Source organism: Bacillus xiamenensis (assembly GCF_000300535.1).
In the GTDB taxonomy this organism is placed as follows: Bacteria; Bacillota; Bacilli; order Bacillales; family Bacillaceae; genus Bacillus; species Bacillus xiamenensis.
The window spans coordinates 18,343-44,634 of the sequence record NZ_AMSH01000027.1 but is presented as its reverse complement, the minus strand read 5'-3'; the positions used below and the strand labels follow the sequence as shown (position 1 = coordinate 44,634).

Annotated in this window: 29 protein-coding genes, 1 pseudogene and 1 other annotated feature; of the genes and pseudogenes, 24 read left to right on the top strand and 6 right to left on the bottom strand. The window is 41.2% G+C overall.

What is annotated here, in order from left to right:
* Window positions 1–76: 76 nt before the first annotated feature.
* From BA1_RS10325 to BA1_RS10310, 4 genes are all read right to left on the bottom strand, one after another.
* Complete coding sequence (locus BA1_RS10325) at window positions 77–727, bottom strand: amino acid ABC transporter permease (protein ID WP_008358536.1); 651 nt, start codon at window positions 725–727, stop codon at window positions 77–79.
* A gap of 15 nt (window positions 728–742) precedes the next feature.
* Entirely contained in the window at window positions 743–1,396 is a 654-nt protein-coding gene (locus tag BA1_RS10320; protein WP_008358534.1) for an amino acid ABC transporter permease, read from the bottom strand.
* Between the two features lie 80 nt (window positions 1,397–1,476).
* Window positions 1,477–2,286: a transporter substrate-binding domain-containing protein gene (locus BA1_RS10315; RefSeq protein WP_008358532.1), complete on the bottom strand. Its 810-nt coding sequence runs from the start codon at window positions 2,284–2,286 to the stop codon at window positions 1,477–1,479.
* A gap of 14 nt (window positions 2,287–2,300) precedes the next feature.
* Complete coding sequence (locus tag BA1_RS10310) at window positions 2,301–3,029, bottom strand: amino acid ABC transporter ATP-binding protein (protein ID WP_008358530.1); 729 nt, start codon at window positions 3,027–3,029, stop codon at window positions 2,301–2,303.
* Window positions 3,030–3,253: 224 nt separating this feature from the next.
* Here BA1_RS10310 and BA1_RS10305 point away from each other — a divergent pair, with 224 nt between their 5' ends.
* The 14 genes and pseudogenes from BA1_RS10305 (at window position 3,254) to BA1_RS10240 (ending at window position 17,294) form a co-directional block, all read left to right on the top strand.
* Window positions 3,254–4,318, top strand: coding sequence for an AI-2E family transporter (locus tag BA1_RS10305; RefSeq protein WP_008358527.1), 1,065 nt, complete (start codon window positions 3,254–3,256; stop codon window positions 4,316–4,318).
* Window positions 4,319–4,361: 43 nt separating this feature from the next.
* Window positions 4,362–4,570, top strand: a binding site (T-box leader).
* Window positions 4,571–4,651: 81 nt separating this feature from the next.
* Complete coding sequence (gene alaS, locus BA1_RS10300) at window positions 4,652–7,288, top strand: alanine--tRNA ligase (RefSeq protein ID WP_008358525.1); 2,637 nt, start codon at window positions 4,652–4,654, stop codon at window positions 7,286–7,288.
* Window positions 7,289–7,376: 88 nt separating this feature from the next.
* Window positions 7,377–7,643 (top strand): IreB family regulatory phosphoprotein, encoded by a 267-nt coding sequence (locus tag BA1_RS10295; RefSeq protein WP_008358522.1) that lies wholly within the window; start codon window positions 7,377–7,379, stop codon window positions 7,641–7,643.
* A 3-nt stretch (window positions 7,644–7,646) separates the two neighbouring features.
* Window positions 7,647–8,063 (top strand): Holliday junction resolvase RuvX, encoded by a 417-nt coding sequence (gene ruvX / locus BA1_RS10290; protein ID WP_008358520.1) that lies wholly within the window; start codon window positions 7,647–7,649, stop codon window positions 8,061–8,063.
* 15 nt (window positions 8,064–8,078) lie between these two features.
* Window positions 8,079–8,357, top strand: coding sequence for a DUF1292 domain-containing protein (locus BA1_RS10285; protein ID WP_008358518.1), 279 nt, complete (start codon window positions 8,079–8,081; stop codon window positions 8,355–8,357).
* Window positions 8,358–8,536: 179 nt separating this feature from the next.
* Window positions 8,537–8,779, top strand: a pseudogene (locus BA1_RS10280) (acetyl-CoA C-acyltransferase); the annotation flags it as partial.
* 73 nt (window positions 8,780–8,852) lie between these two features.
* Window positions 8,853–9,935: an endolytic transglycosylase MltG gene (gene mltG, locus BA1_RS10275; protein ID WP_008358515.1), complete on the top strand. Its 1,083-nt coding sequence runs from the start codon at window positions 8,853–8,855 to the stop codon at window positions 9,933–9,935.
* Between the two features lie 213 nt (window positions 9,936–10,148).
* A complete protein-coding gene (locus tag BA1_RS10270) occupies window positions 10,149–10,814 on the top strand; it encodes an O-methyltransferase (protein WP_008358513.1) in 666 nt (221 codons plus the stop codon).
* Window positions 10,811–11,740: a peptidase U32 family protein gene (locus BA1_RS10265; RefSeq protein ID WP_008358511.1), complete on the top strand. Its 930-nt coding sequence runs from the start codon at window positions 10,811–10,813 to the stop codon at window positions 11,738–11,740. The genes BA1_RS10270 and BA1_RS10265 overlap by 4 nt, the downstream gene beginning before the upstream one ends.
* A 20-nt stretch (window positions 11,741–11,760) precedes the next feature.
* Window positions 11,761–13,029, top strand: coding sequence for a peptidase U32 family protein (locus tag BA1_RS10260; protein ID WP_008358509.1), 1,269 nt, complete (start codon window positions 11,761–11,763; stop codon window positions 13,027–13,029).
* A gap of 7 nt (window positions 13,030–13,036) precedes the next feature.
* Complete coding sequence (gene udk, locus BA1_RS10255) at window positions 13,037–13,669, top strand: uridine kinase (protein WP_008358507.1); 633 nt, start codon at window positions 13,037–13,039, stop codon at window positions 13,667–13,669.
* A gap of 628 nt (window positions 13,670–14,297) precedes the next feature.
* Complete coding sequence (gene greA / locus BA1_RS10250; RefSeq protein WP_008358505.1) at window positions 14,298–14,771, top strand: transcription elongation factor GreA; 474 nt, start codon at window positions 14,298–14,300, stop codon at window positions 14,769–14,771.
* 50 nt (window positions 14,772–14,821) lie between these two features.
* Window positions 14,822–16,564: a peptidoglycan D,D-transpeptidase FtsI family protein gene (locus tag BA1_RS10245; protein WP_008358503.1), complete on the top strand. Its 1,743-nt coding sequence runs from the start codon at window positions 14,822–14,824 to the stop codon at window positions 16,562–16,564.
* Window positions 16,565–16,631: 67 nt separating this feature from the next.
* A complete protein-coding gene (locus tag BA1_RS10240) occupies window positions 16,632–17,294 on the top strand; it encodes a YrrS family protein (protein ID WP_008358502.1) in 663 nt (220 codons plus the stop codon).
* A gap of 39 nt (window positions 17,295–17,333) precedes the next feature.
* Here BA1_RS10240 and BA1_RS10235 read toward each other — a convergent pair whose 3' ends face one another.
* On the bottom strand, window positions 17,334–17,537 hold the full coding sequence (locus BA1_RS10235) for a YrzA family protein (protein WP_008358500.1): 204 nt from the start codon (window positions 17,535–17,537) through the stop codon (window positions 17,334–17,336).
* 186 nt (window positions 17,538–17,723) lie between these two features.
* Between BA1_RS10235 and BA1_RS10230 the strand changes: the two genes are divergently transcribed.
* The 7 genes from BA1_RS10230 to BA1_RS19030 all read left to right on the top strand — a co-directional run bounded on the left by BA1_RS10230 (window position 17,724) and on the right by BA1_RS19030 (window position 22,399).
* Window positions 17,724–18,365 carry a class I SAM-dependent DNA methyltransferase gene (locus BA1_RS10230; RefSeq protein WP_008358498.1) on the top strand — a complete coding sequence of 214 codons (642 nt, stop codon included), beginning with the start codon at window positions 17,724–17,726 and terminating at the stop codon, window positions 18,363–18,365.
* A 15-nt stretch (window positions 18,366–18,380) separates the two neighbouring features.
* Complete coding sequence (gene mtnN, locus BA1_RS10225) at window positions 18,381–19,076, top strand: 5'-methylthioadenosine/S-adenosylhomocysteine nucleosidase (protein ID WP_008358496.1); 696 nt, start codon at window positions 18,381–18,383, stop codon at window positions 19,074–19,076.
* Between the two features lie 47 nt (window positions 19,077–19,123).
* Window positions 19,124–20,047 carry a PLP-dependent cysteine synthase family protein gene (locus BA1_RS10220; protein WP_008358494.1) on the top strand — a complete coding sequence of 308 codons (924 nt, stop codon included), beginning with the start codon at window positions 19,124–19,126 and terminating at the stop codon, window positions 20,045–20,047.
* 1 nt (window position 20,048) lies between these two features.
* On the top strand, window positions 20,049–21,197 hold the full coding sequence (locus BA1_RS10215) for a bifunctional cystathionine gamma-lyase/homocysteine desulfhydrase (RefSeq protein WP_008358492.1): 1,149 nt from the start codon (window positions 20,049–20,051) through the stop codon (window positions 21,195–21,197).
* A 72-nt stretch (window positions 21,198–21,269) separates the two neighbouring features.
* Window positions 21,270–21,500, top strand: coding sequence for a YrhC family protein (locus BA1_RS10210; protein ID WP_008358490.1), 231 nt, complete (start codon window positions 21,270–21,272; stop codon window positions 21,498–21,500).
* Between the two features lie 443 nt (window positions 21,501–21,943).
* On the top strand, window positions 21,944–22,078 hold the full coding sequence (locus BA1_RS18705; protein ID WP_008358488.1) for a YrzI family small protein: 135 nt from the start codon (window positions 21,944–21,946) through the stop codon (window positions 22,076–22,078).
* Between the two features lie 159 nt (window positions 22,079–22,237).
* Entirely contained in the window at window positions 22,238–22,399 is a 162-nt protein-coding gene (locus BA1_RS19030) for a hypothetical protein (protein ID WP_155887861.1), read from the top strand.
* Between the two features lie 44 nt (window positions 22,400–22,443).
* Here the strand turns inward: BA1_RS19030 and BA1_RS19780 are convergent, their stop codons facing one another.
* Window positions 22,444–22,569, bottom strand: coding sequence for a YjcZ family sporulation protein (locus BA1_RS19780; RefSeq protein WP_008342643.1), 126 nt, complete (start codon window positions 22,567–22,569; stop codon window positions 22,444–22,446).
* A 267-nt stretch (window positions 22,570–22,836) separates the two neighbouring features.
* Between BA1_RS19780 and BA1_RS10205 the strand changes: the two genes are divergently transcribed.
* The 3 genes from BA1_RS10205 to BA1_RS10195 all read left to right on the top strand — a co-directional run bounded on the left by BA1_RS10205 (window position 22,837) and on the right by BA1_RS10195 (window position 26,258).
* Window positions 22,837–23,439 (top strand): class I SAM-dependent methyltransferase, encoded by a 603-nt coding sequence (locus BA1_RS10205; RefSeq protein WP_008358486.1) that lies wholly within the window; start codon window positions 22,837–22,839, stop codon window positions 23,437–23,439.
* A 429-nt stretch (window positions 23,440–23,868) separates the two neighbouring features.
* Window positions 23,869–25,083: a formaldehyde dehydrogenase, glutathione-independent gene (fdhA, locus tag BA1_RS10200; protein ID WP_008358484.1), complete on the top strand. Its 1,215-nt coding sequence runs from the start codon at window positions 23,869–23,871 to the stop codon at window positions 25,081–25,083.
* Between the two features lie 230 nt (window positions 25,084–25,313).
* Complete coding sequence (locus BA1_RS10195; RefSeq protein ID WP_008358482.1) at window positions 25,314–26,258, top strand: ABC transporter ATP-binding protein; 945 nt, start codon at window positions 25,314–25,316, stop codon at window positions 26,256–26,258.
* Window positions 26,259–26,292 lie beyond the last annotated feature (34 nt).

Here is a 26,292-nt window from a genome sequence, read left to right as displayed (position 1 = left end):
CGGCACGCAGGACTGACAAAGAATGCGAGGGTTTGTCTACACGCTGGGGACATCCACTCATAGTGGATGTCCTTTTTTATGCCTGCCTGTACTCTAATCTCCGTGCAAGTAAGGACAAGCCGAAGTTGACAACAAAATACATCATGGCCGCCAAAAGGAAAATAGGGAGTAAGTAAGATTGGCTCTGACCATTTAAAATTTGTGCGTGATGCAATAATTCTGGAAGGGCAATCACAACGGCAAGCGATGTATCTTTTAAAAGAGAAATAAATTGACTGACAATCGGCGGTACCATACGGCGTAACGCTTGAGGCATAATGATCATTTTTAACGTTTGAACATAGGTTAAACCGGAAGATCTGGCAGCTTCAATCTGCCCTTTATCAATTGATTTGAGGCCGCTGCGAATAATTTCTGACAGCATGGCCGATTCAAACACGGTTAAAGCTGCTATGGCAGAGGCAGTGATGCTCAGCTTAATGCCGATTTCAGGAAGTGCAAAATATGTGAAAAAGATGATCAGCAAAAGCGGCAGGTTCCGAATGGTTTCAACAATGACCGCCAGCACCTTTGATAAAATAGGGATTTGAGCGAACCTGAATGTGCCAACGATTAAACCGATGATAAAGCTTAAAATGATGGAGATAAAAGCCACTTTTAAGGTGACAGCAAATCCTTCAAGTAAAAAGGCGAGATGATCCGGCTGGTAGGCACCTATAAAATCCATTGTGTTTCCTCCTTTCTAGTGGCTTCTTGCTAATCTTCTTTCTAAATAACCAACGCCTAGGCTGAGCGGAATGGTTAAGAGTAAATAAAACATGGCAACGAAAATGTATACATCAAACGTCACAAATGTTCTGGAAGCGATGAGGTCCCCTTGATACATGAGATCAAAACCGGCTATGACACCTAAAATAGACGAGTTTTTGACAAGGTTAATAAATTGATTCCCAAGAGGCGGGATGACAATTTTGATCGCCTGAGGCAAAATAATATATCGCATCGTACCGCCGTATGACAGACCAGAAGCTCTAGCGGCTTCCATTTGTCCAAGTGGTACTGCTTGTATACCGGCACGGATGGCTTCAGCAATAAAAGCCGACGTATAAATCGCAAGGGCGATGGTCCCAGCAGTAAAGCCATCTGCCACAATACCAAGCACCGGTAAACCAAAGAAGAAAACAAATGTGATCAATAATAACGGAATATTCCGAATAAATTCCACATAAGCCGTTCCTAACCAGTTGAGCGGCCTAAGGGGCGCGATTCTCATAATGGCAATGAGTGTACCGATCAAAAAGCTTCCAATTAACGCAATGACACTTGCACCAATCGTATATTTAAATCCTTCTAAATAAAGAGGGAAGTTTTCAGTTAAAATTGAAAACCGCAGCAATCCGTTCACTTCCTTCCTAATCAACAGGGGAGCCGAGAACTGGCCCTCCTGAAGGTATGAATGTTGATTTAGTTAAGTGGCTATTCTTTGATCCATTTTTCATAAATCTTGTCATACTCACCATTATCCTTTAATGCCTTTAAGGCTTTGTTAATGGCTTCTGTCAATTTTTCATCGCCTTTTTTCACCGCGATGCCATATGGCTCATCGGTAAAGGTTCCGCCGACGACTTCATAATTTGAGTCTTCGTCAGCCATACCGAATAGGATGGCGTTATCTGTTGTGAGCACTTGCCCTTGGTTTGATTTTAATGCTGTAAAGGCTTCTTGATAGTTTTCAAATTCTAGTACAGTCGCTTCAGGGGCTTTCTCGCGGATGTTTTGAGATGAAGTAGACCCTTTGACCGCCAGCACCTTCGTCCCTTTTTTAAGATCGTCAATGGATTGGATGTCACTTCCTTTTTTCACAAGCAGTGATTGTCCTGCTTCAAAGTAAACATCTGAGAAATTGACTTCTTTTTTACGCTCTTCTGTGATGGTCATTGTGGCAACAATTGCATGGATGTCTCCTTTTTGCAGTAAAGGAATTCTTGTTTTCGATGTCACTTCTTTGAATTCTGCCTTTCCTTCATCACCGAGCATTTCTTTTGTGATCGCTTTTGCGATATCAATATCAAATCCTTCGATATCTCCGGTGCTAGGATTTTTCAGACCGAAAAGGCGGGTATCATTTTTGACACCGAACATGATTTTTTTGTCTTTCTTAATTGCGTCTAATGAGCTTCCTTGCTTGGCATCCGTTGAGCCTTTCTCGGCAGAGCCGCAGGCAGCAAGAGCGACAATACAGCAAGTCATCAGTAATAATAGGCCAAATCGTTTCATTTTTTTCATAAAAACATTCCCCCTTAGTGATTTAAAATACGGCTTAAAAAGAGCTGAGCGCGTTTCTCGCGCGGTTTTTCATAAAATGCAGCCGGTGTTGATTCTTCAAGGATTCGCCCTTCATCAATAAAAACAATGCGGTCAGCCACTTCCCGGGCAAATCCCATCTCATGCGTGACAACAACCATGGTCATTCCTTCTCTGGCCAGCTGTTTCATCACATCTAGTACCTCACCGATCATTTCCGGATCAAGCGCAGACGTCGGCTCATCAAAAAGCATGACCTCAGGCTTCATCGCGAGCCCCCTTGCAATGGCAACACGCTGCTGCTGTCCTCCTGATAGTCTTGAAGGATAAGTGTCTGCTTTATCAGGAATCCCAACTTTATTTAAATAAAATTCAGCTGTTTCTCTTGCTTCTGCCTTGCTTACTTTTTTGACCTTCATAGGCGCAAGCATAATGTTTTCAAGCACTGTCTTATGAGGATAGAGATGAAAGTGTTGAAACACCATCCCGATATTTTGCCTGACTTGATTGATGTTTGTTTTTGGATGCTGGACAGGGACTTCGTTGACAAGTACTTTTCCTTCATCAATGCTTTCAAGACGATTGATGCACCTGAGCATCGTGCTTTTACCGGATCCTGAAGGACCGATGATCACAACAACCTCACCCTTTTGAATATGTAGGTTAATGTCTTTGAGTACGTGGAACTGGCCATAATGCTTGTTGACTTCTTCGAATGTGATCATGAAGAACCTCCTCTTGTGATTATTTGGCTAAAGTGGATTCTAGCACACCTTGTGTAAAAAGAAGTAAATAATGGAATATTATCTGACGAGATTTTACAGCAAACAGTGACTTTGGTTGGAGCTGTATGTTTCATATGTATTCATTTTTAACGAAGTTAGGACAAATTTTATTTACATGGATAATTGCAGAAGTTGGTTAAACAATAAGAAAAGAGGTGAAAAAGGTGAAGAAACGTCCGATCGAGTTTCTGATATATGCTGCAGGTGTACTGCTTGTCCTTGCATCCTTACTCATTTTGGTTCAGCTCGACGAGTTATGGATGCCTATTTTCTTATTGCTCAAAGCGGTTTTGATCCCGCTTCTTATCGCTATTTTTATTTCTTACCTTCTTTATCCTATTGTTGAAAGGCTGCACAAGCGAGGCTTGCCTAGAACGGTCAGTCTCTTATTGATTTATGTGCTGTTTTTTGGAGGAATTGGTTTTGCTGTGTATAAAGGGGCACCTGTTTTAATCGCTCAATTGAATGAATTGTCAGAGCAAATTCCTGTGCTTGCGGAAACGTATAATGGCGCTTTATCTCATGTTCATCGTCATACAAGCCATTGGCCTGACGGACTGCACGATCGGCTTGATCGTTTTATTGTCCAATCGGAGACATATGCAGCAAATGGGGCAGAGCGAATGATTCTTAGCTGTAAAGTGCTGCTTGATTACGCCTTAGTTGCGGCACTCATCCCTTTTCTTGTCTTTTATATGGTGAAAGATATGAACACGATGAAGCGGGCGGCATGGTATTTAACGCCGCCAAACTTTCGGAAAAGGGGTCATGCCTTTGTGAAAGCAGTGGATGACTCACTTGGGGATTATATTAGAGGACAGCTGCTTGTCTGTTCTTTAATTGGGGGAACAGCTGCCGTTGTTCTCTGGCTGTTTCATATCCCGTACCCCCTTGTATTAGGTATGTTCATCGGTGCAACGAATGTGATCCCGTATTTTGGTCCAATTATTGGTGCCATTCCTGCTGTATTTATTGCTTTTACCATCTCAGTTAAGTCGGTCCTTATTGTGCTGATTACAGTGGCAGTGCTTCAATTTTTGGAAAGCAATGTTCTTAGTCCGATCATCGTTGGGAGAAGTCTGCATATGCATCCTGTCGTCATTATGCTTGTGTTACTCGCTGGAGGTGAGCTGTTTGGCTTAATTGGCATGATTTTAGCAGTGCCGTCCGCAGCCATTATCAGGGTCATCATTGTGCAATATATCTACATGAGACGAAGCGTTCATTGACAAGACGAGCCGAGTTGTCTATAATAATTTCGATTCATACATATTGAATTCAATGACGGACCCGAGTACGTTAAAAAGCTGTTGCAGAGAGAGGCTTTATGTTGCTGAGAAAAGCCTTATCAGACCTTTAACGGAAGCTAGTCCCGAGTGCAGATAAACACTGCCGCTCTCTTCCAGCGTTATCGGATGTGAAGGTGATAGACGAATAGGTCTATAATCAGGGTGGTACCGCGAGAACATCTCGTCCCTGTGTAAGTAATTGTATGCTTGCATAGGGCGGGATGTTTTTTCGTTTGTGTGAAGATTGATGAAATGAAAAGGGAGGATTTTTGAATGAAAACTTTAACTTCAGCTCAAGTACGTCAAATGTTTTTAGACTTTTTTAAAGAAAAAGGACATGCTGTCGAACCGAGTGCGTCTTTAGTACCTCACGATGACCCAACACTTTTATGGATTAACAGCGGAGTTGCGACATTAAAGAAATACTTTGATGGCCGCGTTGTGCCTGACAATCCGCGTATTTGCAACGCACAAAAATCGATTCGTACGAATGACATTGAAAATGTAGGGAAAACAGCACGCCATCATACGTTTTTTGAAATGCTCGGCAACTTCTCGATTGGTGACTATTTTAAAGAAGAGGCCATCGAATGGGCTTGGGAGTTCCTCACAAGTGACGAGTGGATTGGTTTTGATCCGAATTTGTTATCTGTTACGGTACATCCAGAGGATGAAGAAGCGTATGTTCTTTGGAGAGATAAAATTGGTATCCCTGAAGAACGGATTATTCGTCTAGAGGGGAACTTCTGGGATATTGGCGAGGGGCCAAGTGGTCCGAATACAGAAATTTTCTATGACCGCGGCGAAGCATATGGTCACGATATAAACGATCCAGAATTATATCCAGGCGGGGAAAATGAGCGTTATCTAGAAGTGTGGAATCTCGTTTTTTCTGAATTTAACCATAATCCAGATGGTACATACACGCCGCTGCCGAAGAAAAACATTGATACAGGAATGGGTCTTGAACGTATGGTCTCTGTCATTCAGAACGTGCCAACGAACTTTGACACCGATCTATTCATGCCGATTATCCGTGCAGTAGAAACGATTTCTGGAGAAAGCTATGGTGAGTCGAAGGAGAAGGACACAGCCTTTAAAGTCATTGCTGACCACATTCGAACAGTTGCCTTTGCTGTCAGTGACGGAGCACTACCTTCTAACGAAGGCCGCGGCTATGTATTAAGACGTTTGCTGCGCCGTGCTGTGCGTTATGCAAAAACGATCCATATCCACCGTCCGTTTATGTATGATCTAGTACCAGTTGTTGCAGAGATCATGAAGGACTTCTATCCAGATGTTCAGGCAAAAGAAGAATTTATTGCAAAAGTAATCAAAAATGAAGAAGAACGTTTCCATGAAACACTGAATGAAGGGTTAGCCATTTTGTCAGAAGTGATCAAAAAAGAAAGAGACAATGGCAGCTCACAAATTTCAGGTGAAGATGTGTTTAAGCTGTATGACACATACGGATTCCCTGTCGAGCTCACAGAAGAATATGCAGAAGATGAGAACATGACAGTCGATCGAGAAGGCTTCCAGGCAGAGATGGAGAAGCAGCGTGAACGCGCGAGAAATGCAAGACAAGATGTCGGCAGTATGCAGGTTCAAGGCGGGGCTTTAGGCGATATTAAAGCCGAAAGCACGTTTGTTGGTTACGAAAACTTAACTGCGGATTCTCGTATTATCGAATTGCTTCAAAACGGTGAAATTGTCGCAGAAGCACACGAAGGGGAAACGGTACAAATCTTATTAGATGAAACACCTTTCTATGCGGAAAGCGGCGGACAAGTTGCGGATAAAGGGACGTTAAAAAGTGCTGAAGTCATCATTGACATCAAAGATGTGAAAAAGGCGCCAAACGGTCAGCATGTCCATGAAGGGGTCGTCGTAAGCGGTACCGTTCAAAAAGGAATAGAAGTGACTGCAGAAGTCGAATCAGCTCTTCGAAAAGGCATTGTGAAAAATCATACAGCGACGCATCTATTGCATCAGGCGCTCAAAGATGTATTAGGCAGCCACGTCAATCAAGCAGGTTCACTTGTGAACGAGAACAGACTTCGCTTTGATTTCTCTCACTTTGGACAAGTGACAAAAGAAGAATTGTCACAGATCGAAAAAATCGTCAACGAAAAGATTTGGGAAGGGATTTCGGTTGCGATTGACCTGAAGCCAATTGCTGAAGCAAAAGAAATGGGCGCAATGGCGCTGTTTGGCGAGAAGTATGGCGATATCGTCCGTGTTGTGCAAGTAGGCGATTACAGCATCGAGTTATGCGGCGGCTGTCACGTCCAAAACACTGCGGAGATCGGTTTGTTTAAAATTGCATCTGAATCGGGTATTGGTGCTGGAACACGCCGTATCGAAGCTGTCACAGGCAAAGGGGCTTATGAAGAATTAAATGACCAGCTGGCCATTTTAGAGCAGGTAGCGAGTGTGCTGAAATCAAATACGAAAGATGTACCAAAACGCATCGCTTCCTTGCAGGCCGATTTAAAAGAGGCTCAAAGAGAAAACGAATCCCTTCTTGCGAAATTAAGTCAGGCAGAAGCAGGCTCTATTTTAGAAAAAGTAACAGAAGTCGGCGGAGTAAAAGTGTTAACGGAAAAAGTAAACGCCAAAGACATGAACCATTTAAGAACAATGGTCGATGACTTAAAAGCCAAATTAGGTTCAGCTGTCATTGTACTTGGATCCGTTCAAAATGGAAAAGTAAACATTTCAGCAGGTGTAACAAAAGACGTTATTGAAAAAGGTCTTCATGCAGGAAAGCTTGTCAAGCAGGCAGCTGAAATCTGCGGAGGCGGCGGAGGCGGACGCCCAGATATGGCACAAGCAGGCGGGAAACAGCCAGAAAAGCTTGAAGAAGCATTAGCAACTGTCGAAGAATCTGTCAAATCCGTTTTATAATCAGTCAATGTAGTGTAGAATAATGGTATTAGATGAGCGGTTAGAAAAAGCTTGCTAGTAGAATGTTGGAAGAGAGGTGCAAGAAGCAGTGAGTTCATTTGATAAGACAATGAAGTTTAACTTCTCTGATGATTCAGCTGAAACCAATGTGAATGAAGTGCTCATTACAGTTCATGACGCACTCCAAGAAAAAGGATACAACCCGATCAATCAAATTGTCGGATACTTGCTGTCAGGCGACCCTGCTTATATTCCAAGACATCAGGATGCACGCAACCTAATTCGTAAACTAGAACGAGACGAATTAATTGAGGAATTGGTTAAATCGTACTTAGAGACACATAAAGAGGCGTAAAACATGAGAATTTTAGGCTTAGATTTAGGCACGAAAACCCTTGGTGTTGCGATCAGTGATGAAATGGGATGGACAGCGCAAGGGATTGAAACAATTAAAATTGATGAAGCAGGCGGAGACTTTGGTCTCAGCCGCCTGTCTGAGATTATCACGCAATACGGAGCAGATAAAATTGTACTGGGCTTTCCAAAGAATATGAACGGTACGGTCGGTCCAAGAGGCGAGGCCAGCCAATCATTTGCGAAAGTGCTAGAAAACACGTACAATGTTCCTGTTGTGCTTTGGGACGAGCGCCTGTCGACAATGGCAGCGGAAAAAATGCTCATCTCTGCAGATGTGAGCAGGCAAAAGCGCAAAAAAGTCATTGATAAAATGGCCGCTGTTATGATCCTTCAAGGATATTTAGACAGCTTAAATTAAAATGAGGTGAATCAAATGGAACACGGAGAAAAGCAAATTACAATCGTTGATGATAATGGAAATGAACAGCTTTGCGAAGTACTATTTACTTTTGAAAGCGATCATTTTAATAAATCATATGTCCTTTACTATCCAATTTCTGAACAAGATAACGAAGAAATTGAAATTCATGCATCAAGCTTCACACCAAACGAAGATGGTGAAGATGGCGAGCTAGAGCCAATTGAAACGGATGAAGAGTGGGACATGATCGAAGAAACGTTAAATACGTTCTTAGATCAAGAAGAAGAATAGAACAAATAAAAGGCCTGTGAGCATGATCTAAACGATCGTTCTTCACAGGTCTTTTTTTATACTCAATATGTTAACTTTTATTTACTTTGTGTTGACATAAGTCACTCAACTTTTTACTTATTAAAAAGAATCGAGTGAGGGGCATGAATATTGAACATTCAAGAGATGATGCAGATGGCATTAATGAAGCGTTTACGCTCAAAGTAGCACTGATTGCACTTGCGCTTGGTATACCTTATGACCGGATCAATAGAAGGGGCGGTGCGCTTTGTCTTGGGCATCCATACAGCGCCTCGGGAGCTGCTATGATGGTGAGATTATTTTACGAAGCGCACGGCTTACCGAAAGGGAGCTATGTCGTATCTGCCATTGGCAGTGGCGGCGGTGTGGGCTTAGCCGTCTTATGGCAAGTTCTGTCATGACATGCATGAGCAAGTAATTGCCGAACTCCGTCGAATCATGTACTATAAAGGCTAGATGTGAGGAGGGCCATGCATGTTTTCAGAACAAAAGAAACGACCATTTTTTAAACGAAAAATGGGGATCGTCCTGTTATCTGTACTTGCTGTGATCATCATTGCAGCATTATCAGGTTTTCTATATGTTAAATCAGCACTCGGACCGGTCGATCAAAAAAGCAAACAAACGATTAATATTCATATTCCAAATGGGACATCTGTCAGCGAGATTGCAGGCATTTTAAAAGAAAATGGGCTTATTTCAAATGACACGATCTTCACGTACTATGCAAAATACAAAAAAGCGTCCGGCTTTAAAGCGGGCTATTTTCATCTCAAACAAACAATGGATGCAGATCAGCTCATTCAAAAGCTGACCTCTGGCGGTACAGATTATGCCTTTCAGCTTGTGATTCCTGAAGGGAAAAAGCTGTCTGATATTGCAACCATTATTGCGAACCAGACGAATTTCACAGCGAAGGAAGTTGAAGCGAAGCTCGATGACCCAGCGTTTATTAAAAAAATGATGAAAAAATACCCGAAAACGGTGACGTCACAGGTGAACGGAAAACAGATCAAACATCCGTTAGAGGGATATTTATTCCCTGCTACGTATCCGTTTTATCGCGAGGATGAATCACTCGAAACGGTCATTGACACCATGATTAAACAAACAGATCAATATGTGAAAACGTATGAAAAAGACATGAAAAAGCGAAACATGTCCATCCATGATGTATTAACGATGGCATCGCTGATTGAAATGGAAGCAACCGAAAAGACAGACCGGGCAAAAATCTCAAGTGTGTTTTATAATCGGCTGAAAAAGGATATGCCGCTTCAAACAGATCCAACGATTCTTTATGCACTTGGGGAGCATAAGTCGCGCGTCTATTACAAAGACCTAAAGGTGAAATCTCCTTATAATACGTATACCAACAAAGGACTGCCGCCAGGTCCGATTGCAAATGCTGGTGAATCTTCTTGGAAAGCAGCACTCCATCCAGAGAAAACAGATTTTGTTTATTTCCTAGCGAAGAAAAATGGAGAAGTCGTCTTTACGAAAACGTTAAATGAGCACAACAAAGCGAAAGCGAAATACATCACAGGCAGCAATTAACGCCCATGTGAGAGGAAAAAGACTGTAGACAATTGTTTAGATTGCCTACAGTTTTTCTCGTTGGAATATCTATTTTATAGATTCGCAATTACCACTTCTTTGTGGTAAAATATATCGGGTTGTTTTTACTTAGATGAACGAAAGATTGACGAGAAAGAGAGCTGCAGCAGGCAGGACTCTTCTTTTTCAGGTCATGAAGGAGCTAGACATATAATGACAATCGAAGATGATCAAATAAATGATTATATTGAACATTTAATTGAGCCGAGTCCTGATGCAATCGCTCAATTAGAGGAATATGCAAAAGAGCATCATGTGCCAATTATGGAAAAGGTGAGCATTGAACTTTTACTGCAGCTCCTTTCCTTGAAAAAACCGAAGAAGATTCTTGAGGTTGGGACAGCCATTGGCTATTCTGCGATTCGAATGGCGTCAGCTCTGCCAGATGCTGAGATTTACACGATTGAGCGAAATGCGAAACGGTATGAAGAAGCGACGAGGAATATTGAGGAACTACATTTCAAAGATAGAATTCACGTGTTCTTTGGCGATGCCATGGAATCGGCTAAAACAGTCCAGACGATGGCGCCATATGATGTCATTTTCATTGATGCGGCAAAAGGACAGTATCAACGCTTTTTCGAGCTGTTTGAACCGATGCTGTCTGATGACGGAATGATTATCACAGACAACGTATTATTTAAAGGTTTAGTTGCGACAAATTATGAAGAAGACATTGAAGATAAACGGAAAAAACAATTAATAGGAAAAATTGATCGATACAATCAATGGCTGATGTCAAACCCTGATTACCAAACATGTATCATTCCTGTTGGAGATGGGATCGCGATTAGTACAAAAAGAGGTGACCAATCATGAAAAAACCAGAATTGCTTGTGACGCCAAGCAAGGTATCGGATGTACTGCCACTAATTGAGGCGGGAGCAGACGCATTTTTAATCGGCGAACAAACATACGGGATTCGTCTTGCAGGTGAGTTTTCAAGAGAAGATGTGAAACAAACGGTTCAGCTCGCACATGCACATCACAAAAAAGTATATGTGGCAATGAATGCGATCTTTCATAATGACCGGGTTCAACTGCTTGGAGATTATTTAACCTTTCTCGATGGATTAAACGTGGATGGTGTGGTCTTTGGAGACCCGGCAGTGATTATGGCTGCAAAGGAAACGGGGGTGAGCCTGAATCTTCATTGGAGTACAGAAACGACTGGGACCAACTATTACACTTGTAACTACTGGGGCAGAAAAGGCGCAACGCGTGCTGTTCTTGCCAAAGAACTCAATATGGACAGCGTGATCGACATCAAAGAAAACGCTGAAGTGGAAATTGAAATTCAAGTCCACGGCATGACATGTATGTTCCAATCGAAACGTACACTCATTGGCAACTACTTTGAATATCAAGGCAAGCAAATGAACGTGGAAGGCAGAAATATGGAGGAAGGACTATTCCTTCACGACGAGGAGCGTCAAAACAAATATCCTATTTTTGAGGATAAAAATGGCACACACATTATGAGTCCAAATGATGTATGTATGATTGACGAATTAGAAGAATTTGTCGATGCAGGCATTGACTCTTTTAAAATTGACGGAATTTTAAAGTCACTTTCATATATGACAGAGGTGACATCACTATATCGAAAAGCAATCGATTTACTCACAACTGACAAAGAAGCCTATGAAGATCAGAAAGACGAGTGGGTACAGCGAATTGAAGAGATTCAGCCTGTCAACCGCCCAATTGATACAGGGTTCTTCTTTAAAGAAACGGTTTATTAATAGAAAAGGAGGCAGAAGAAATGACACTTTTAAAGGATGGAATTTCTGAGATGATTGATGGAAAACGTGTCATTACGAAAAAACCAGAACTGCTTGCACCAGCAGGAAACTTGGAAAAGCTGAAAATTGCTGTACATTATGGAGCAGACGCTGTCTTTATTGGCGGGAAAGAATTTGGACTGCGTTCAAATGCAGATAACTTTTCAATTGAAGAAATGGCAGAAGGCGTCGCATTTGCAAATAAATACGGTGCGCGAATTTATGTGACAACGAATATTTTCGCCCACAATGAAAATATGGACGGGCTGGAAGAATACCTACAAGGGATTGAAAGTGCTGGTGTAGCGGGCATTATTGTTGCTGATCCACTCATCATTGAAACGTGCAAACGCGTGGCACCAAAGCTTGAAGTTCATTTGAGCACCCAGCAATCTCTTTCAAATTGGAAAGCGGTTCAGTTTTGGAAGGAAGAAGGGCTTGAGCGAGTGGTTCTTGCACGTGAAACAAGTGCCCAAGAGATTAGAGAAATGAAAGAAAAAGTCGATATTGAAATCGAAACGTTCATTCATGGTGCAATGTGTATTGCTTATTCTGGCCGGTGCGTCCTTAGTAACCATATGACAGCGAGAGATTCGAACCGCGGCGGTTGCTGTCAATCTTGCCGCTGGGATTATGACCTTTATAAACTAGAAGGCTCTGAGGAATCACCGCTGTTCAGCGAAGAAGACGCACCATTTGCAATGAGTCCAAAAGACTTAAAGCTGATCGAATCCATACCGCAAATGATCGAAATGGGGATTGACAGCTTAAAGATCGAAGGACGAATGAAATCCATTCATTATGTGGCTACGGTCGTGAGTGTGTATCGTAAAGTCATTGATGCTTATTGTGCTGATCCAGACCATTTTGTTATTCAGCAAGAATGGTTAGACGAATTAGATAAATGTGCCAACCGTGACACAGCACCTGCCTTTTTCGAAGGTGTACCAGGAACGGATGAACAAATGTTTGGTGTACACGGAAAGAAAACGACATTTGATTTCGCAGGTCTTGTGCTCCATTATGATGAAAAAGAACAAATCGTTACCTTGCAGCAGCGTAATTTCTTTAAACCAGGCGATGAAGTTGAATTCTTCGGTCCCGAAATTGAAAATTTCACCTGCAAAATTGATACCATTTGGGACGAAAAAGGAAACGAGCTTGATGCTGCTCGTCACCCGCTTCAAATTGTGAAGTTTAAGCTTGATCAAAAAGTATACCCTAGCAACATGATGAGAAAGGGGAAATAACCAGCACATGGGGAAAAAACCAGTGGTGATTGGCATTGCGGGCGGCTCGGGTTCAGGTAAAACGAGCGTCACCAATTCGATCTATGAAAAATTTAAAGGACATTCAATCCTCATGCTTCAGCAAGATTTATATTATAAAAATCAAAGTCATATGCCATTTGAAGAGCGCCTGCTCACAAACTATGATCATCCGCTTGCATTCGACAATGACCTGATGATCGAGCATGTAGAACAGCTGCTAAGGTACGAGTCCATTGAAAAACCAATTTATGATTTTAAACTAAACACACGTTCAGAAGAGACAGTACATGTTGAACCGAAGGATGTCATCATCGTTGAAGGGATCTTTGCGCTTGAAAATGAGCGTCTTAGAAACTTAATGGATATTAAACTGTATGTGGATACTGATGCAGATCTTCGAATCATTCGCCGTATTTTACGCGATACGAAAGAAAGAGGCAGGTCTATTGATTCAGTGATTGAACAATACGTATCTGTCGTCAGACCGATGCATAATCAATTCATTGAACCGTCAAAACGATATGCAGACATCATCATCCCAGAAGGCGGCCAAAATCATGTGGCCATTGATTTAATGGTGACAAAGATTCAAACGATTCTTCAAAACCGCGGAGAGTAGATGAAAAGACCTTTACACTGTAAAGGTCTTTTCAGCATAATAATCACGTAGAAAAGATACGTAACCTGTTAGTAGATTTTCGTTCAGCATTGGAGAAGCATACCTTGCATGCAAGATTTGATATGATAGGAAAACAATCATTCGAAGCGGAAGTGGAAAAATGGCGATGGTAAGCTGAACGTTGTAGTGATTCCTAGTTTGTAAAAGTATATTAAAAAAACGACAAACAAATCATCACAAATTTTCAAACAATTCTTGATCAAAATGCAATTTTGTAATAATATAGCATAGACATATCGTACACTGACCATATTATGTATTGGAAGTTGGAGAATGGATAAGCTATTCTTCTACATATGATCGAAATGGCCGAACGAGGTACAGGAGCTTCCTGTGCCTTTCCACAGTTTGTGCGATAAAGATAAATGATCTTTAGACCGCTGCTGGGTCCTGCTAGATAAAAGGCATAATAGTTGCATCTAAAAGGGACGCCATGTAAGATGGACTTTTACGAATATGGGACAGACGGAATGAGGGCCTGAACGTGTCCTCATTCTTGTATATTTCAGTCGTCACTCACATGCAGAAAGCTTGCATGATGAGGATTAATAGAAGGAGTGAATGATTCATGGCACAAGAGAAAGTATTTCCAATGACAGAAGAAGGAAAGCGTAAATTAGAAGAAGAGCTTGAATATTTGAAAACGGTTAAACGTAAAGAGGTTGTAGAGCGTATTAAAATTGCTAGAAGCTTTGGGGACCTCTCTGAAAACTCGGAATATGATTCTGCGAAAGAAGAGCAAGCGTTTGTAGAAGGCCGTATTACTACGCTTGATAATATGATTCGTAATGCCAAAATTATCGAAGATGAAGGGAATTCAAATGTTGTTTCACTTGGTAAAACGGTGACATTCGTTGAATTGCCGGATGGAGAAGAAGAATCTTATACAATTGTCGGAAGTGCAGAAGCTGATCCGTTTGAAGGCAAAATTTCAAACGACTCACCAATTGCGAAAAGCCTGTTAGGTAAACAAGTAGATGACAAAGTTACCGTTCAAACACCAGGCGGAGAAATGTTCGTCCAAATTGTAAAAATTTCATAATCACGTTTATACGATAAACACCTCGTCCACAATAGGGACGAGGTGTTTTTATGCGCAAAAAAAGAAGAATTCAATGGACGGGTGCCATTATATTTATATTATTGCTCGCTCTTCTGATCAGATTGGCAGAAATCCAGCTGTTTTTCACAGAATCTTTTTCAAAGCTTGATATCAATTTGATACAAGAAAGTGTCAAACAGCGGACAGAAGAAGTGGTCATTTCAGACGGACGTGGCGAGTTTTTAGATCGAAACGGCGAGGCACTTCTCACAAAAGAAGAGCCAGCGGTCATCATCTTTCCTTTCCTCCAATATGACCTTCCTCACTTAAAGCAAACGGCTTTGATTCTTGAGATGGAAGAAGATGAACTGAAAAGGCAGCTGACAGAAACGAAAAAACCACTGATTTTAAAAAATGACATCACGAAAAAAAAGCTCAAAGACATCAATGAGATGAAATATTCAGGTGTTTATGGCGTATATATGAAAGAGAAGGACAAAAAAAGACTGGCCCTTCACACATTAGGCTTCACAAGCGAGAATCCAGAACTCTTAAGAAAGCGTTATCCTGACAAAAAAGAGCTTTCAATCCGAACCGAAATCGGTACATTTGGGCTAGAAAGTACATTTGACGAATTTCTATTACCCGAGCAAGACACAAAATTGTTATATCATGTGGACGGAAGGGGAAACCCTTTGTTTGGGATGGACGTCAAATATACAGCAGAAGCTCATTCGTTTTATCCGCTGCAGGTTCAGACAACCATGGATGAAGACATGCAAGCTGAAATGGAGAATGTTCTAAAAGAACAAGCCGTCGAAAAAGGCGGAGCTGTTCTGCTCGACATTCAAAACAGCAGTGTGCTGGCGATGGCGAGTGTTCCAAATGTCACGAGTAAAAACCGGCATGAGGCAAGAAATTACATGCTGACTGCGATGGCACCAGGCTCTGTATTTAAAACGGCCGTGCTTGCCGCAGCGATCGAAAAAAACCTAGACAAGCCACAAACGATGTATGATTGTCGAAAGAATTTATATGGAGAGCCAGAAGGAAAACAGGAAGTGCTGAATTTGTCTGAGAGCTTTGCGCAAAGCTGTAATTATACCTTTGCGACACTCGCTGATCAGCTCATTCAAACAGATGATCAAATCATTGAAAAGACAGCTTCAAAGCTTGGGCTAGTCGATCGAGTGGGCTGGGAAGGGGATGTATACCATAAGCAGCAATTCAAACAGTTTGATCGTGAAGAAACAGGCAGTGTGTGGGGAGATAAAAGAGACAAGCATGTCAAAAAAGCCATTGCACAAACGGCAATCGGTCAAAAAAATGTTAAAACAACTCCCTTGCAAATCGCCAATATGATGGCAACGATTGCAAGGGGCGGAGAACGAAAAGAAGTGAGAATTGCAGATAAAGTGCTGTATCAAAACGGAACAACGATGCTGTCCTTTCAAAACAAACAGCCTGAAGGCGAGAGCATTGACCGCTATACAGCTCAAAAATTGCAAAAGTACTTAAGTCAGGTGGTGACGTCTGACAAAGGAACAGGCAGGAGGTTTCAAGATCTGCCATTTCATGTAGCGGGGAAGTCAGGCACTGCCCAAACAGGCAGTAAAGATAAAAAGGGCAATCCGCTTTATCATAAATGGTTTGCTGGATACTTTCCGGTAGAAAAGCCAAAATACGCCCTTGTGGTTGTTCATCTCGATGAGACAAGTGGCCGTGCTAAGACAAATGAAGCGTTTTATGATATTGTAAAAAAGGTCAATGAAATTGAAAAGAAACAGACATAGAACATCCCTTCATGTCATGTTAGAATAGTAACGACTTAGGGAACAGAGGCAAAGGAGTGCAGAGATTTTGAGTAGAAATTCTCGATTTGAACATCGTGATAAGCGCAGAAAGGCGAATATGGTGCTTAACATATTAATTGGTATCGTTGTGGTGCTTATTTTGGTTGTCGCATCGAGTTTGTTAATTTTTAATAAGCCAACGAAAGATGTAGCAGACGCACCATCAAAAACGGCACCTGCTTCAAGTGAAAATAAACAAAACTCACAAGAAGATGTGAAAGATCAAAAGAAAGATACATCCGATGATGCAGATACAAAAAAAGATGATTCATCTGATCAAGACGAAGATACAAAGAAAACAGATGATGAAGAAAAGACGAACAAAGATGCGTTAAAAGACGCCAAAGTAACAGATGGCGGCAAAACAAGTGACGTAGACAAAACATATGAAAACGATGACTGGGAGCCTGTAGGAACAGAGCAATCCGGTTCACATACAGCGACCTATGATTCTAACTCAAAAGACTGGAAAGAAATGATCAAAGCCATGTCCTATGCGACAGGAATTTCAGAAGATCAAATGACTGTTCTTTGGTTAGGAAATAACGGAGGGCCTCAAGATGCAAAAGGAACCATCCGTGATAAATCAACAGGTGAACGCTACCGTGTAGAAATTACATGGGTGGATGAAAAAGGCTGGAAACCTGTGAAGGTTGAAAAATTAAAATAAACATGAAAAAAAGATAGCGGACATGCTATCTTTTTTTATTTAGACATTCGCTTTAAAATGAACAACCGCTGTATACAAAATCCGGTCATCAATGACGGTCGTTTGATGACTCACTGAATGAACAGTCAGCAGGATCGCCTGATTATGTTCAATTTGTTTTTGGATCTTTTGTTCAAGTTCTTTTAAAGATGCTGCTTCAAAAAATTCAATTTTGTCCTTTAAAAAATCCAGTTGAAAATCCATTTCATTCACCCCTTCACGCTCTAGAATCATCATAATCTCTTCCTTTCAAAAGGGCAAATATTTTTCTACCCCTCCCAGTATTTTTTAGTAGGAAAGAATCAGAAGATGTGGTAGGATAGGAACTGTTCAACGGATTAAAACATACTATACGCATAGGAATAAATAGATAAAGTGGAGGGAAAGAAAATGGGACGTGAGTTTCTTTCTTTATTTGATCATTGGGCTGAGTCTTATGATGACACAGTCAGTGGTCACGACGAGCAGTATGAAGAAGTGTTTCGCGGGTATCCGGCTATTCTAAAAGAGATTGCTCGCCGTTCAGGTCAACATGTTCTTGAGTTTGGAAGCGGTACTGGAAATCTAACCGCGGCGCTTCTTAAAGCAAATAAAAAAGTGTTTGGCGTTGAACCTTCTGAGGCGATGAAGAAAGCGGCTCTTCAAAAGGGAGTACCAAATGTATTTCATGATGGAGACTTTTTATCGTTTCCAGCCCCGCCTTTTGAACCTGATACGGTCGTCAGTTCATATGCTTTCCATCATTTAACGGATGAAGAAAAAAAACAAGCCATTCACACCTATGGCAACATCCTTCCCTCAGGTGGTAAAATAGTCTTTGCTGATACAATGTTTCAAAATCAAGCAGCACATCAAGCTGAAATCGACAAGGCGAAAGCCGCTGGATTCGATCAGCTTGCAGAGGATTTAGAAACAGAATACTATCCATCTATTGATGTGCTAAAGCAAATCTTTGAAGAAGAAGGTTTTAGCACATCCTTTCAACAAATGAATGATTTTGTGTGGATCGTAGAAGCGAAGAAAAGGGAATGAAAGGATGTTTTTGATTTGAAAATCGCAGTCATAGGTGCAATGGAAGAAGAAGTGACGATTTTAAGAGATCAACTAAAGAATGCCACACAAGAAAACATCGCTGGGTGTGAATTTACAACAGGTGTTTATGAAGATAAAGAAGTGATTTTATTAAAATCAGGCATAGGAAAAGTAAATGCTGCGGTCAGCACAACACTTCTGCTTGACCGCTTCCAGCCAGATTATGTGATCAATACAGGATCTGCTGGCGGTTTTCATCACTCATTAAATGTAGGTGATATTGTCATATCGACAGATGTTAGACATCATGATGTGGATGTGACAATCTTTGATTACGAATATGGACAAGTGCCAGGGCTGCCGGCTGCTTTTATTGCCGATGAAAAGCTTGTGAAGCTGGCAGAGGAAGCTGCTTTAGAAATCGATCATATTCAAGTGGCAAAAGGAACGATTGCAACAGGAGATTCATTTATGAATGATCCTGACCGTGTAGCGTTTGTCAGAGAGAAGTTTCCAGAGCTATATGCGGTGGAAATGGAAGCAGCAGCCGTTGCGCAAGTTTGCCATCTGTTTGGAACGCCATTTGTGGTCGTTCGAGCGCTATCCGATATTGCGGGGAAAGAATCCAATATTTCCTTTGATCAATTTCTTGAGCAAGCAGCAATTCACTCAACAGACCTTGTCCTGCGTATGATAAAGCAAACACAATAAAAGAAGGGGTTTCCCCCTTCTTTTCCATGCAAAGGAAGGGAAAAAATATGGCTGTCATACATGATATTACGGAATTAATTGGTCACACACCACTTTTAAAGCTGTCAGGCATTGGCGTGCCAGCAGGTGTTGATGTTTATGCAAAGCTTGAAATGATGAACCCAGGCGGAAGTATTAAGGATCGTTTAGGTGATATGCTGATGAAAGAAGCACTGGCATCGGGCAAACTGCGGCCAGGCGGAACCATTATTGAAGCAACTGCGGGAAACACAGGCATCGGGCTTGCGCTAAGTGCAAGGAAGCATCAATTACGCACCATTTTCTGTGTGCCAGAACACTTTAGTCAAGAGAAACAACAACTCATGAAGGCGCTTGGTGCAGAGATTATTCATACACCAAGAAAAGATGGAATGAAGGGTGCGATTGATCGAGCCCTTGAACTAGAGGCAAGTCTTGACAATGCGTATTGTGTTTTGCAATTTAAAAACCAAGTAAATCCATTGACTTACTATAAAACACTTGGGCCAGAAATATGGTCTGATCTGCAAGGGAACATAGATGTATTCGTAGCAGGAGCGGGCTCTGGCGGGACGTTTCAAGGATGTGCCGCCTATTTAAAGGAGCAAAATAAAGCGTTAAAAACGGTTGTTGTGGAACCAGAAGGATCAATTTTAAATGGCGGAAAGCCGGGCCCGCATAGAACGGAAGGAATTGGCCTTGAGTTTATTCCAGATTATATGGAATCGTCTTTATTTGATGAGATTTATACCGTCAGTGACGACGATGCTTTCCGAATGGTGAAAGAAGCGGCTGAAAAAGAGGGCGTTCTGATCGGAAGCTCATCTGGTGCTGCTTTATTTGCCGCCTTAGAAGAAGCAAAAAAGGCAGCACCTGGGACAGTCATTGTCACCATTTTTCCTGATAGCAGTGAGCGCTATTTAAGTAAAGGCATTTATGAGGGAGGAAATTAAAATGAAACCAAAAACAATGATGATTCACAGCGGAACAACTGGTGATGAAAAAACAGGAGCCGTGTCTGTTCCCATTTACCAAGTGAGCACCTATAAGCAGCCAAAAGCAGGCGAACATACAGGATATGAATATTCCAGAACAGCGAACCCTACAAGAACAGCACTGGAATCGGTCATTCGTGATCTCGAAGGGGGAGCAAACGGCTACGCATTCGGTTCAGGGATGGCTGCGATTACAGCAGTGATGATGCTGTTTAACAGCGGGGATCATATCGTACTGACAGACGATGTATACGGCGGAACCTATCGCGTGATCACAAAGGTGTTAAACCGGATTGGCATTGAAGCCACATTTGTTGATACAAGTGATCCTGAAGCGGTGAAAAAAGCGATTTTGCCAGAAACAAAAGCTGTCTACATTGAATCACCGACCAATCCACTACTCAAAATGACCGATCTACAAGCTATCAGCCGCATTACAAAAGCAGCCAACATTTTAATGATTGTAGATAACACATTCTTCACACCGTATTTCCAAAAGCCGATTGAATACGGGGCTGACATTGTCTTGCACAGCGCCACAAAATATTTAGGCGGCCATAGTGATGTCGTAGGCGGACTTGTCGTGACAGCCACTGAAGAACTTGGTGAAGAACTGCACTTTGTTCAAAATTCTACAGGCGGTATTCTCGGGCCGCAAGATGCATGGCTTCTGATGAGAGGGATGAAAACGCTTGGACTAAGAATGGAAGCACATCAACAAAATGCGCAGAAAATTGCTGAGTTTTTAGAACAACATCCTGCCATTACACGTGTCTATTATCCAGGTTTAAGCGCTCACCCAGGTCATGAGCTTGCGAAAACACAAGCAACAGGCTTTGGTGGTATGATCTCTTTTGATATTGGAAACGAAGAAAATGTCGATGTGTTTTTAAGTCAGCTTAAGCTGTTTACAATCGCAGAAAGCCTTGGAGCGGTCGAAAGTTTAATCTCTGTTCCTGCTCGAATGACTCATGCATCCATTCCAAAAGAGCGCAGGGAAGAGCTTGGCATCACAGATGGTTTAATTCGTATTTCTGTCGGTATTGAGGATATTGATGACTTATTACATGATATCGAACAAGGGCTGGACGCACTAGCGAATGGATAGATTTACATGCCCCTCGCTTTCTCTCACTATGTTAAGCTATGAATAGACATGGATAACGGGAAGGTGAAACAAGTGAAGAAAAAGTGGAGTGGTTTAGTGACAGATTATAAGCAATACGCTTTTATTTTGCTTGCTGTCAGCACCTTTTTATATATTGGTACGATTTTACCTAATCAGCACATTGAAACATCTCCAAAAATGCTGATGATGGCAGTGGATTGTGTTTTCTTAATAGCCGCTTTTCTTTGTGTGAAACGCGCGATCTTTTTTCAAAAAAAGCTACAAGAACTAGATGAAGATTAATTCGTAAAGTCTCCTCATGTGATGAGGAGGCTTTTTTTATGGCATTGGACAATTGGACAAGAATGACTGTAGAAATTTAGTCAAACACACAAAAATCATCTCATTTACTAAAAACAGGTTTACAAAATGGTGCTTGCTGGATATACTTACAAAGTAATTAAAAACGTAAAGGAGGCTGAAGAATATGTTATTCGTATCTACTTGTGATCAACTCAACAAACAATTTCATTATGTCATCAGCCTGTGGAAGAGCTCGTGTCCTTCCTTTACCTTTTACGGTGCACGCTTCAAAACTGTTTAAGTAAACGAGGATTTCACGTATCATCCATCGCAGGTTGAAAGACACTGTCTTTTGATCTGCATTTTTGTGTGCCCGCAGGTCAACTGATAAAGAAGATCTGCGGGCTATTTCGCGTGCTGCGAACTGAAGGGAGGTGAGCGATATGACAATCCATTTATTTTTTATTACATTGACGATCCGGCGAAAATACAAAGACATTGAAACAGTTCTTTATGAACAACAAGTCGAATCCTTTTATGAAGAAATGAAGCAGAAACAATTAAAGTATATGAACTAAGAAGGAAAAGAAAAAGATGAAAAGGAGGAGATTGACATGTTTATGATACTGGCAATGCTTGATTGTTATACAAGGGAGAAGGACCAGGTTTAGACACGCTCCACATTGATCATCCGCACATATGATAACCGTAAAAGGAGATTGTGAGGTGATCAATGAATGTCGATGTCACCATATATGAGGTTTCCGTCAGTGGGGCACGGGTATGCGTCTATTCCGCATTCTTTAAAGCACGGGTACGGCAATCCATATAGATTGCAAAGAGAGCAAGAGGAAATGCTCAGACGCTATATGTACACATATCCAACCTATTGGTATTAAAGAAAAGGAGCAGGAAAACGTCATCGTTTCCTGCTCCTTTTACATTAGCAAATCCAGCTTGCACCGATGATGATTAACAAAATGAACAGTACAACAAGCAACGCGAATCCGCCTGCAAAACCGCCACCGTAGCCACCGCAGTAGCCTCCAGAATAACCGCCAAAGCCCATAATCTAGCACCACCTTTATCTAATCAAGATACATTCATAAAATATGCAGCTCATGCAGAAAACGAAATCAATCTGAGCATAATTAATGAAAATGCCTATTCGTTAAAATATTTTTCATCACGTGCGAAACATTTTCAGAAAAGGTGCCGTCTTATAAAGGAGAAAGAAATTAGGACTAGGTCTTAACTTTTGTTAGGCGAGAGCCGATATGAAAAGTAAGAAAATTCGTAAATAGTTTTATTTACTGATGCAAAGCAGGTGTTAACATTGATTCAAAGCTGGATTGGAAAACAAATGAGGGAACCAAAAGGCTTGTTCTCAAAATGGATTGCCCGCTATATGGAAAAAAATCATCATAATATCAATCAATGGACGATTCAACTCTTAAATATACAAGAAAATGACCGAATTTTAGAAATTGGCACTGGAAGAGGTATGACTTTATCAAAAGTAGCAGAAAAACTCGATCGAGGAAAAGTATATGGAGTCGATGCTTCTCGTCATATGGTGAAATACGCAAAAAGAAAAAATAAGAGGCTTGTAGAGCAGGAAAAAGCCGTTATCACACTTGGAAAAGCTGAGCAATTACCTTTTGAAGACAGATCATTCAATAAATTGTTTACAGTGCAGACCATCTATTACTTGTCAGACATAGAGCAAGTAATGAAAGAGGTGTACCGCGTTCTTCAAGTGGATGGAGAGGTATTCCTCTCTTTTCAAAAGCAGGATCTCATGAAGGAACAAAAACGTTCAAAGTCCGTTTCGACATACAGTGAACAAGAAATCAGCCGCCTCTTTTCAGCGTATCACTTTAGAGACGTTTCTGTTTATCACTATGATACATATATCTGTATCAAAGCCTTAAAATGATGAAAATATTTCCCAGGTAATGAACAAGTAATCTACAAAGAGGCTCTTCGTCAGAGGAGCCTCTTTTTGCGTGGGATGAAATCCATCGTTCGGCAATAAAAAAGACTCTTCATAAAAAGAGCCTTTCGGATTCATTTCATATGTAGGGGCCAGCCAGGTGTGTAAGGAATGATAGTATATATAAGGAATTTGTTTGTCGATTAAGGATACCTGTCTGGCTTATTCCTTATATCGACATTATTCTGCAAATGTTTAGCTTTTTTTTCAATATTTTCTTTTTTATTTGACTGGAAAATACATTTTTCTTTCCATGGTAGACATTCAGTTTTTACTTTTTGAGTCAATGTGCGGTTTGAAGAAGGGAAATGCACGAGAAATAGAGAAAATTGTAGAGACTTCATTTTTAAACAAAAAGGGAGGAATGGAAACATGTCGGGAAACAAAGGTGTCGTTTATAAAGGAGCAGGAAATGTAGCAGTGGAGGATATCGGATACCCTGATTTGGTGTTAAAGGATGGCCCTGGTGTACCTAAAGCCAATGTTGGACGTAAATGTGAGCATGGCGTCATTTTAAAAGTGGTGACAACAAACATTTGTGGAAGTGACCAGCACATGGTAAGGGGACGTACAACTGCGCCTGAAGGACTTGTCCTTGGTCATGAAATTACAGGTGAGGTTGTTGAGGTTGGACGGGATGTAGAGTTTATCCAAAAAGGGGATCTCGTATCAGTTCCGTTTAATATTGCCTGTGGCCGCTGCGTCATGTGTAAGGAACAAAAAACCCATGTGTGCTTAAATGTAAACCCTGATCGCCCTGGCTCAGCTTATGGATATGTAGATATGGGCGGTTGGGTTGGCGGCCAATCCGAGTACGTGATGGTTCCATATGCTGATTTCCAGCTCCTTAAATTTCCGGACAAAGATCAGGCAATGGAAAAGATACTTGATTTGACGATGCTTTCTGATATTTTCCCGACAGGTTTTCATGGTGCTTATTCGGCGGGCGTTAAGCCAGGCTCTACCGTCTACATTGCGGGCGCAGGGCCAGTAGGTCTTGCAGCAGCGCATTCCGCTCAGCTCCTTGGCGCGTCCGCTGTCATCGTCGGTGATCTCAATGAACAAAGGCTGGAACAGGCCAGAAGCTTTGGCTGCGAGACGATCAATTTACGAAAACATGATCGAATCGGCGAACAAATCACAAACATTCTAGGAGAGCCGGAAGTCGACTGTGCGGTCGATTGTGTCGGCTTTGAAGCTTCAGGCCATGGAGATCAAGGAGAAGCACCAGCGACCGTTTTAAATACAATTATGGATATTACCAAAGTTGGCGGTAAACTTGGAATCCCAGGACTTTACGTCACAGAAGATCCAGGTGCCGTTGATGAGGATGCAAAAGTGGGTTCTCTTAAAGTGCGGATTGGACTTGGCTGGGCCAAAGCCCATACCTTTGTGACAGGCCAAACCCCTGTCATGCAATATCACCGCAGTCTAATGAAATCCATCTTAAGCGGAAGGGCACAGATCGCCAAAGCCGTCAATGCAACCGTCATTCCCCTCGATCAAGCCCCTAAAGGATATAGTGATTTTGATTCGGGTGTAGCGAAGAAATTTGTGATTGACCCGCATGGGATGATTTCTAAATAAGGATCCATTCGAAAATAAGCTAAAAAACTTACAGGAATCGTCCTGTAAGTTTTTTGTGTTTCCAAATATAAAAAGTCCTATACTATTCTCCTGCATTTTATAACATGTTAAAATGGATGAATTGGAAAAAATAATCTTTAGTTGAAGTGAATACCATACGTGTTGATGAATGAACTATGATAGAAAATGATCCTATAGAATAGATAGGAAGAATAGGGGAGAGAGTTCAATTGCTAAAAGTACATGACATCATGAAAAATTATGAGAATAAACAAGTATTAAAAGGGGTTAGCTTTCACTTGAAAAAAGGAGAATCGTTTGGACTGTTAGGCCCTAATGGTGCAGGGAAGTCAACATTAATTGGCATTATGACAGGACTTATCCGTGCGACAAGCGGGACTGTTACGATCGGAGGTATTGATCTAACTAAAGAAACAAAGCAAGCGCAGCAATTGATTGGCATTGTTCCACAAGAGATCGCTTTATATTTAGATTTAACAGCAAAAGAAAATTTAATGTTTTGGGGGAAAATGTACGGACTTAAAGGAAAAGAGTTAAAAAATAGAGTGCAAGAAACACTTGAGTTAATCGGTTTGGATAATAGATCAAATGATAAGGTGAACGTATTCTCAGGAGGGATGAAAAGAAGAGTGAATATTGGCTGTGCAATTTTGCATCGGCCGAAACTATTAATTATGGATGAGCCTACAGTAGGTATAGACCCACAATCTAGAAATCATATATTAGAAACAGTGAAAACGTTAAATAGTGAAGGAATGACGATTATTTATATTAGTCATTACATGGAGGAAGTCGAATATCTATGTCAAAGAGTGGCTATTATGGATCAAGGTTCTTTCATTGCTATAGGGAATCAAAAAGAATTAAGTGAGCTTGTCGGAAAAAAAAGAGAAATGATTTTCACGATCAAATGTGAACAAGGACAAAACGATATAGATCGAATGTGTCAATACATACATCAATACGACCCTTTGAAGGACATTGTGGTTCAGGAAAATCAAATCAAATTATTTGATGAACATCCTCAGCAGTTACTAAGTGACCTCATTCAAGGTATGACCGAATTAAATGTTCAAATGATGTCAGCAGAAATTGTAGAACCAAATTTAGAAAATATATTTTTGTATTTAACTAGTAAAAAATTACGGGACTAGAACTGTTTAGAGGTGAGCACATGAGCATTTGGAT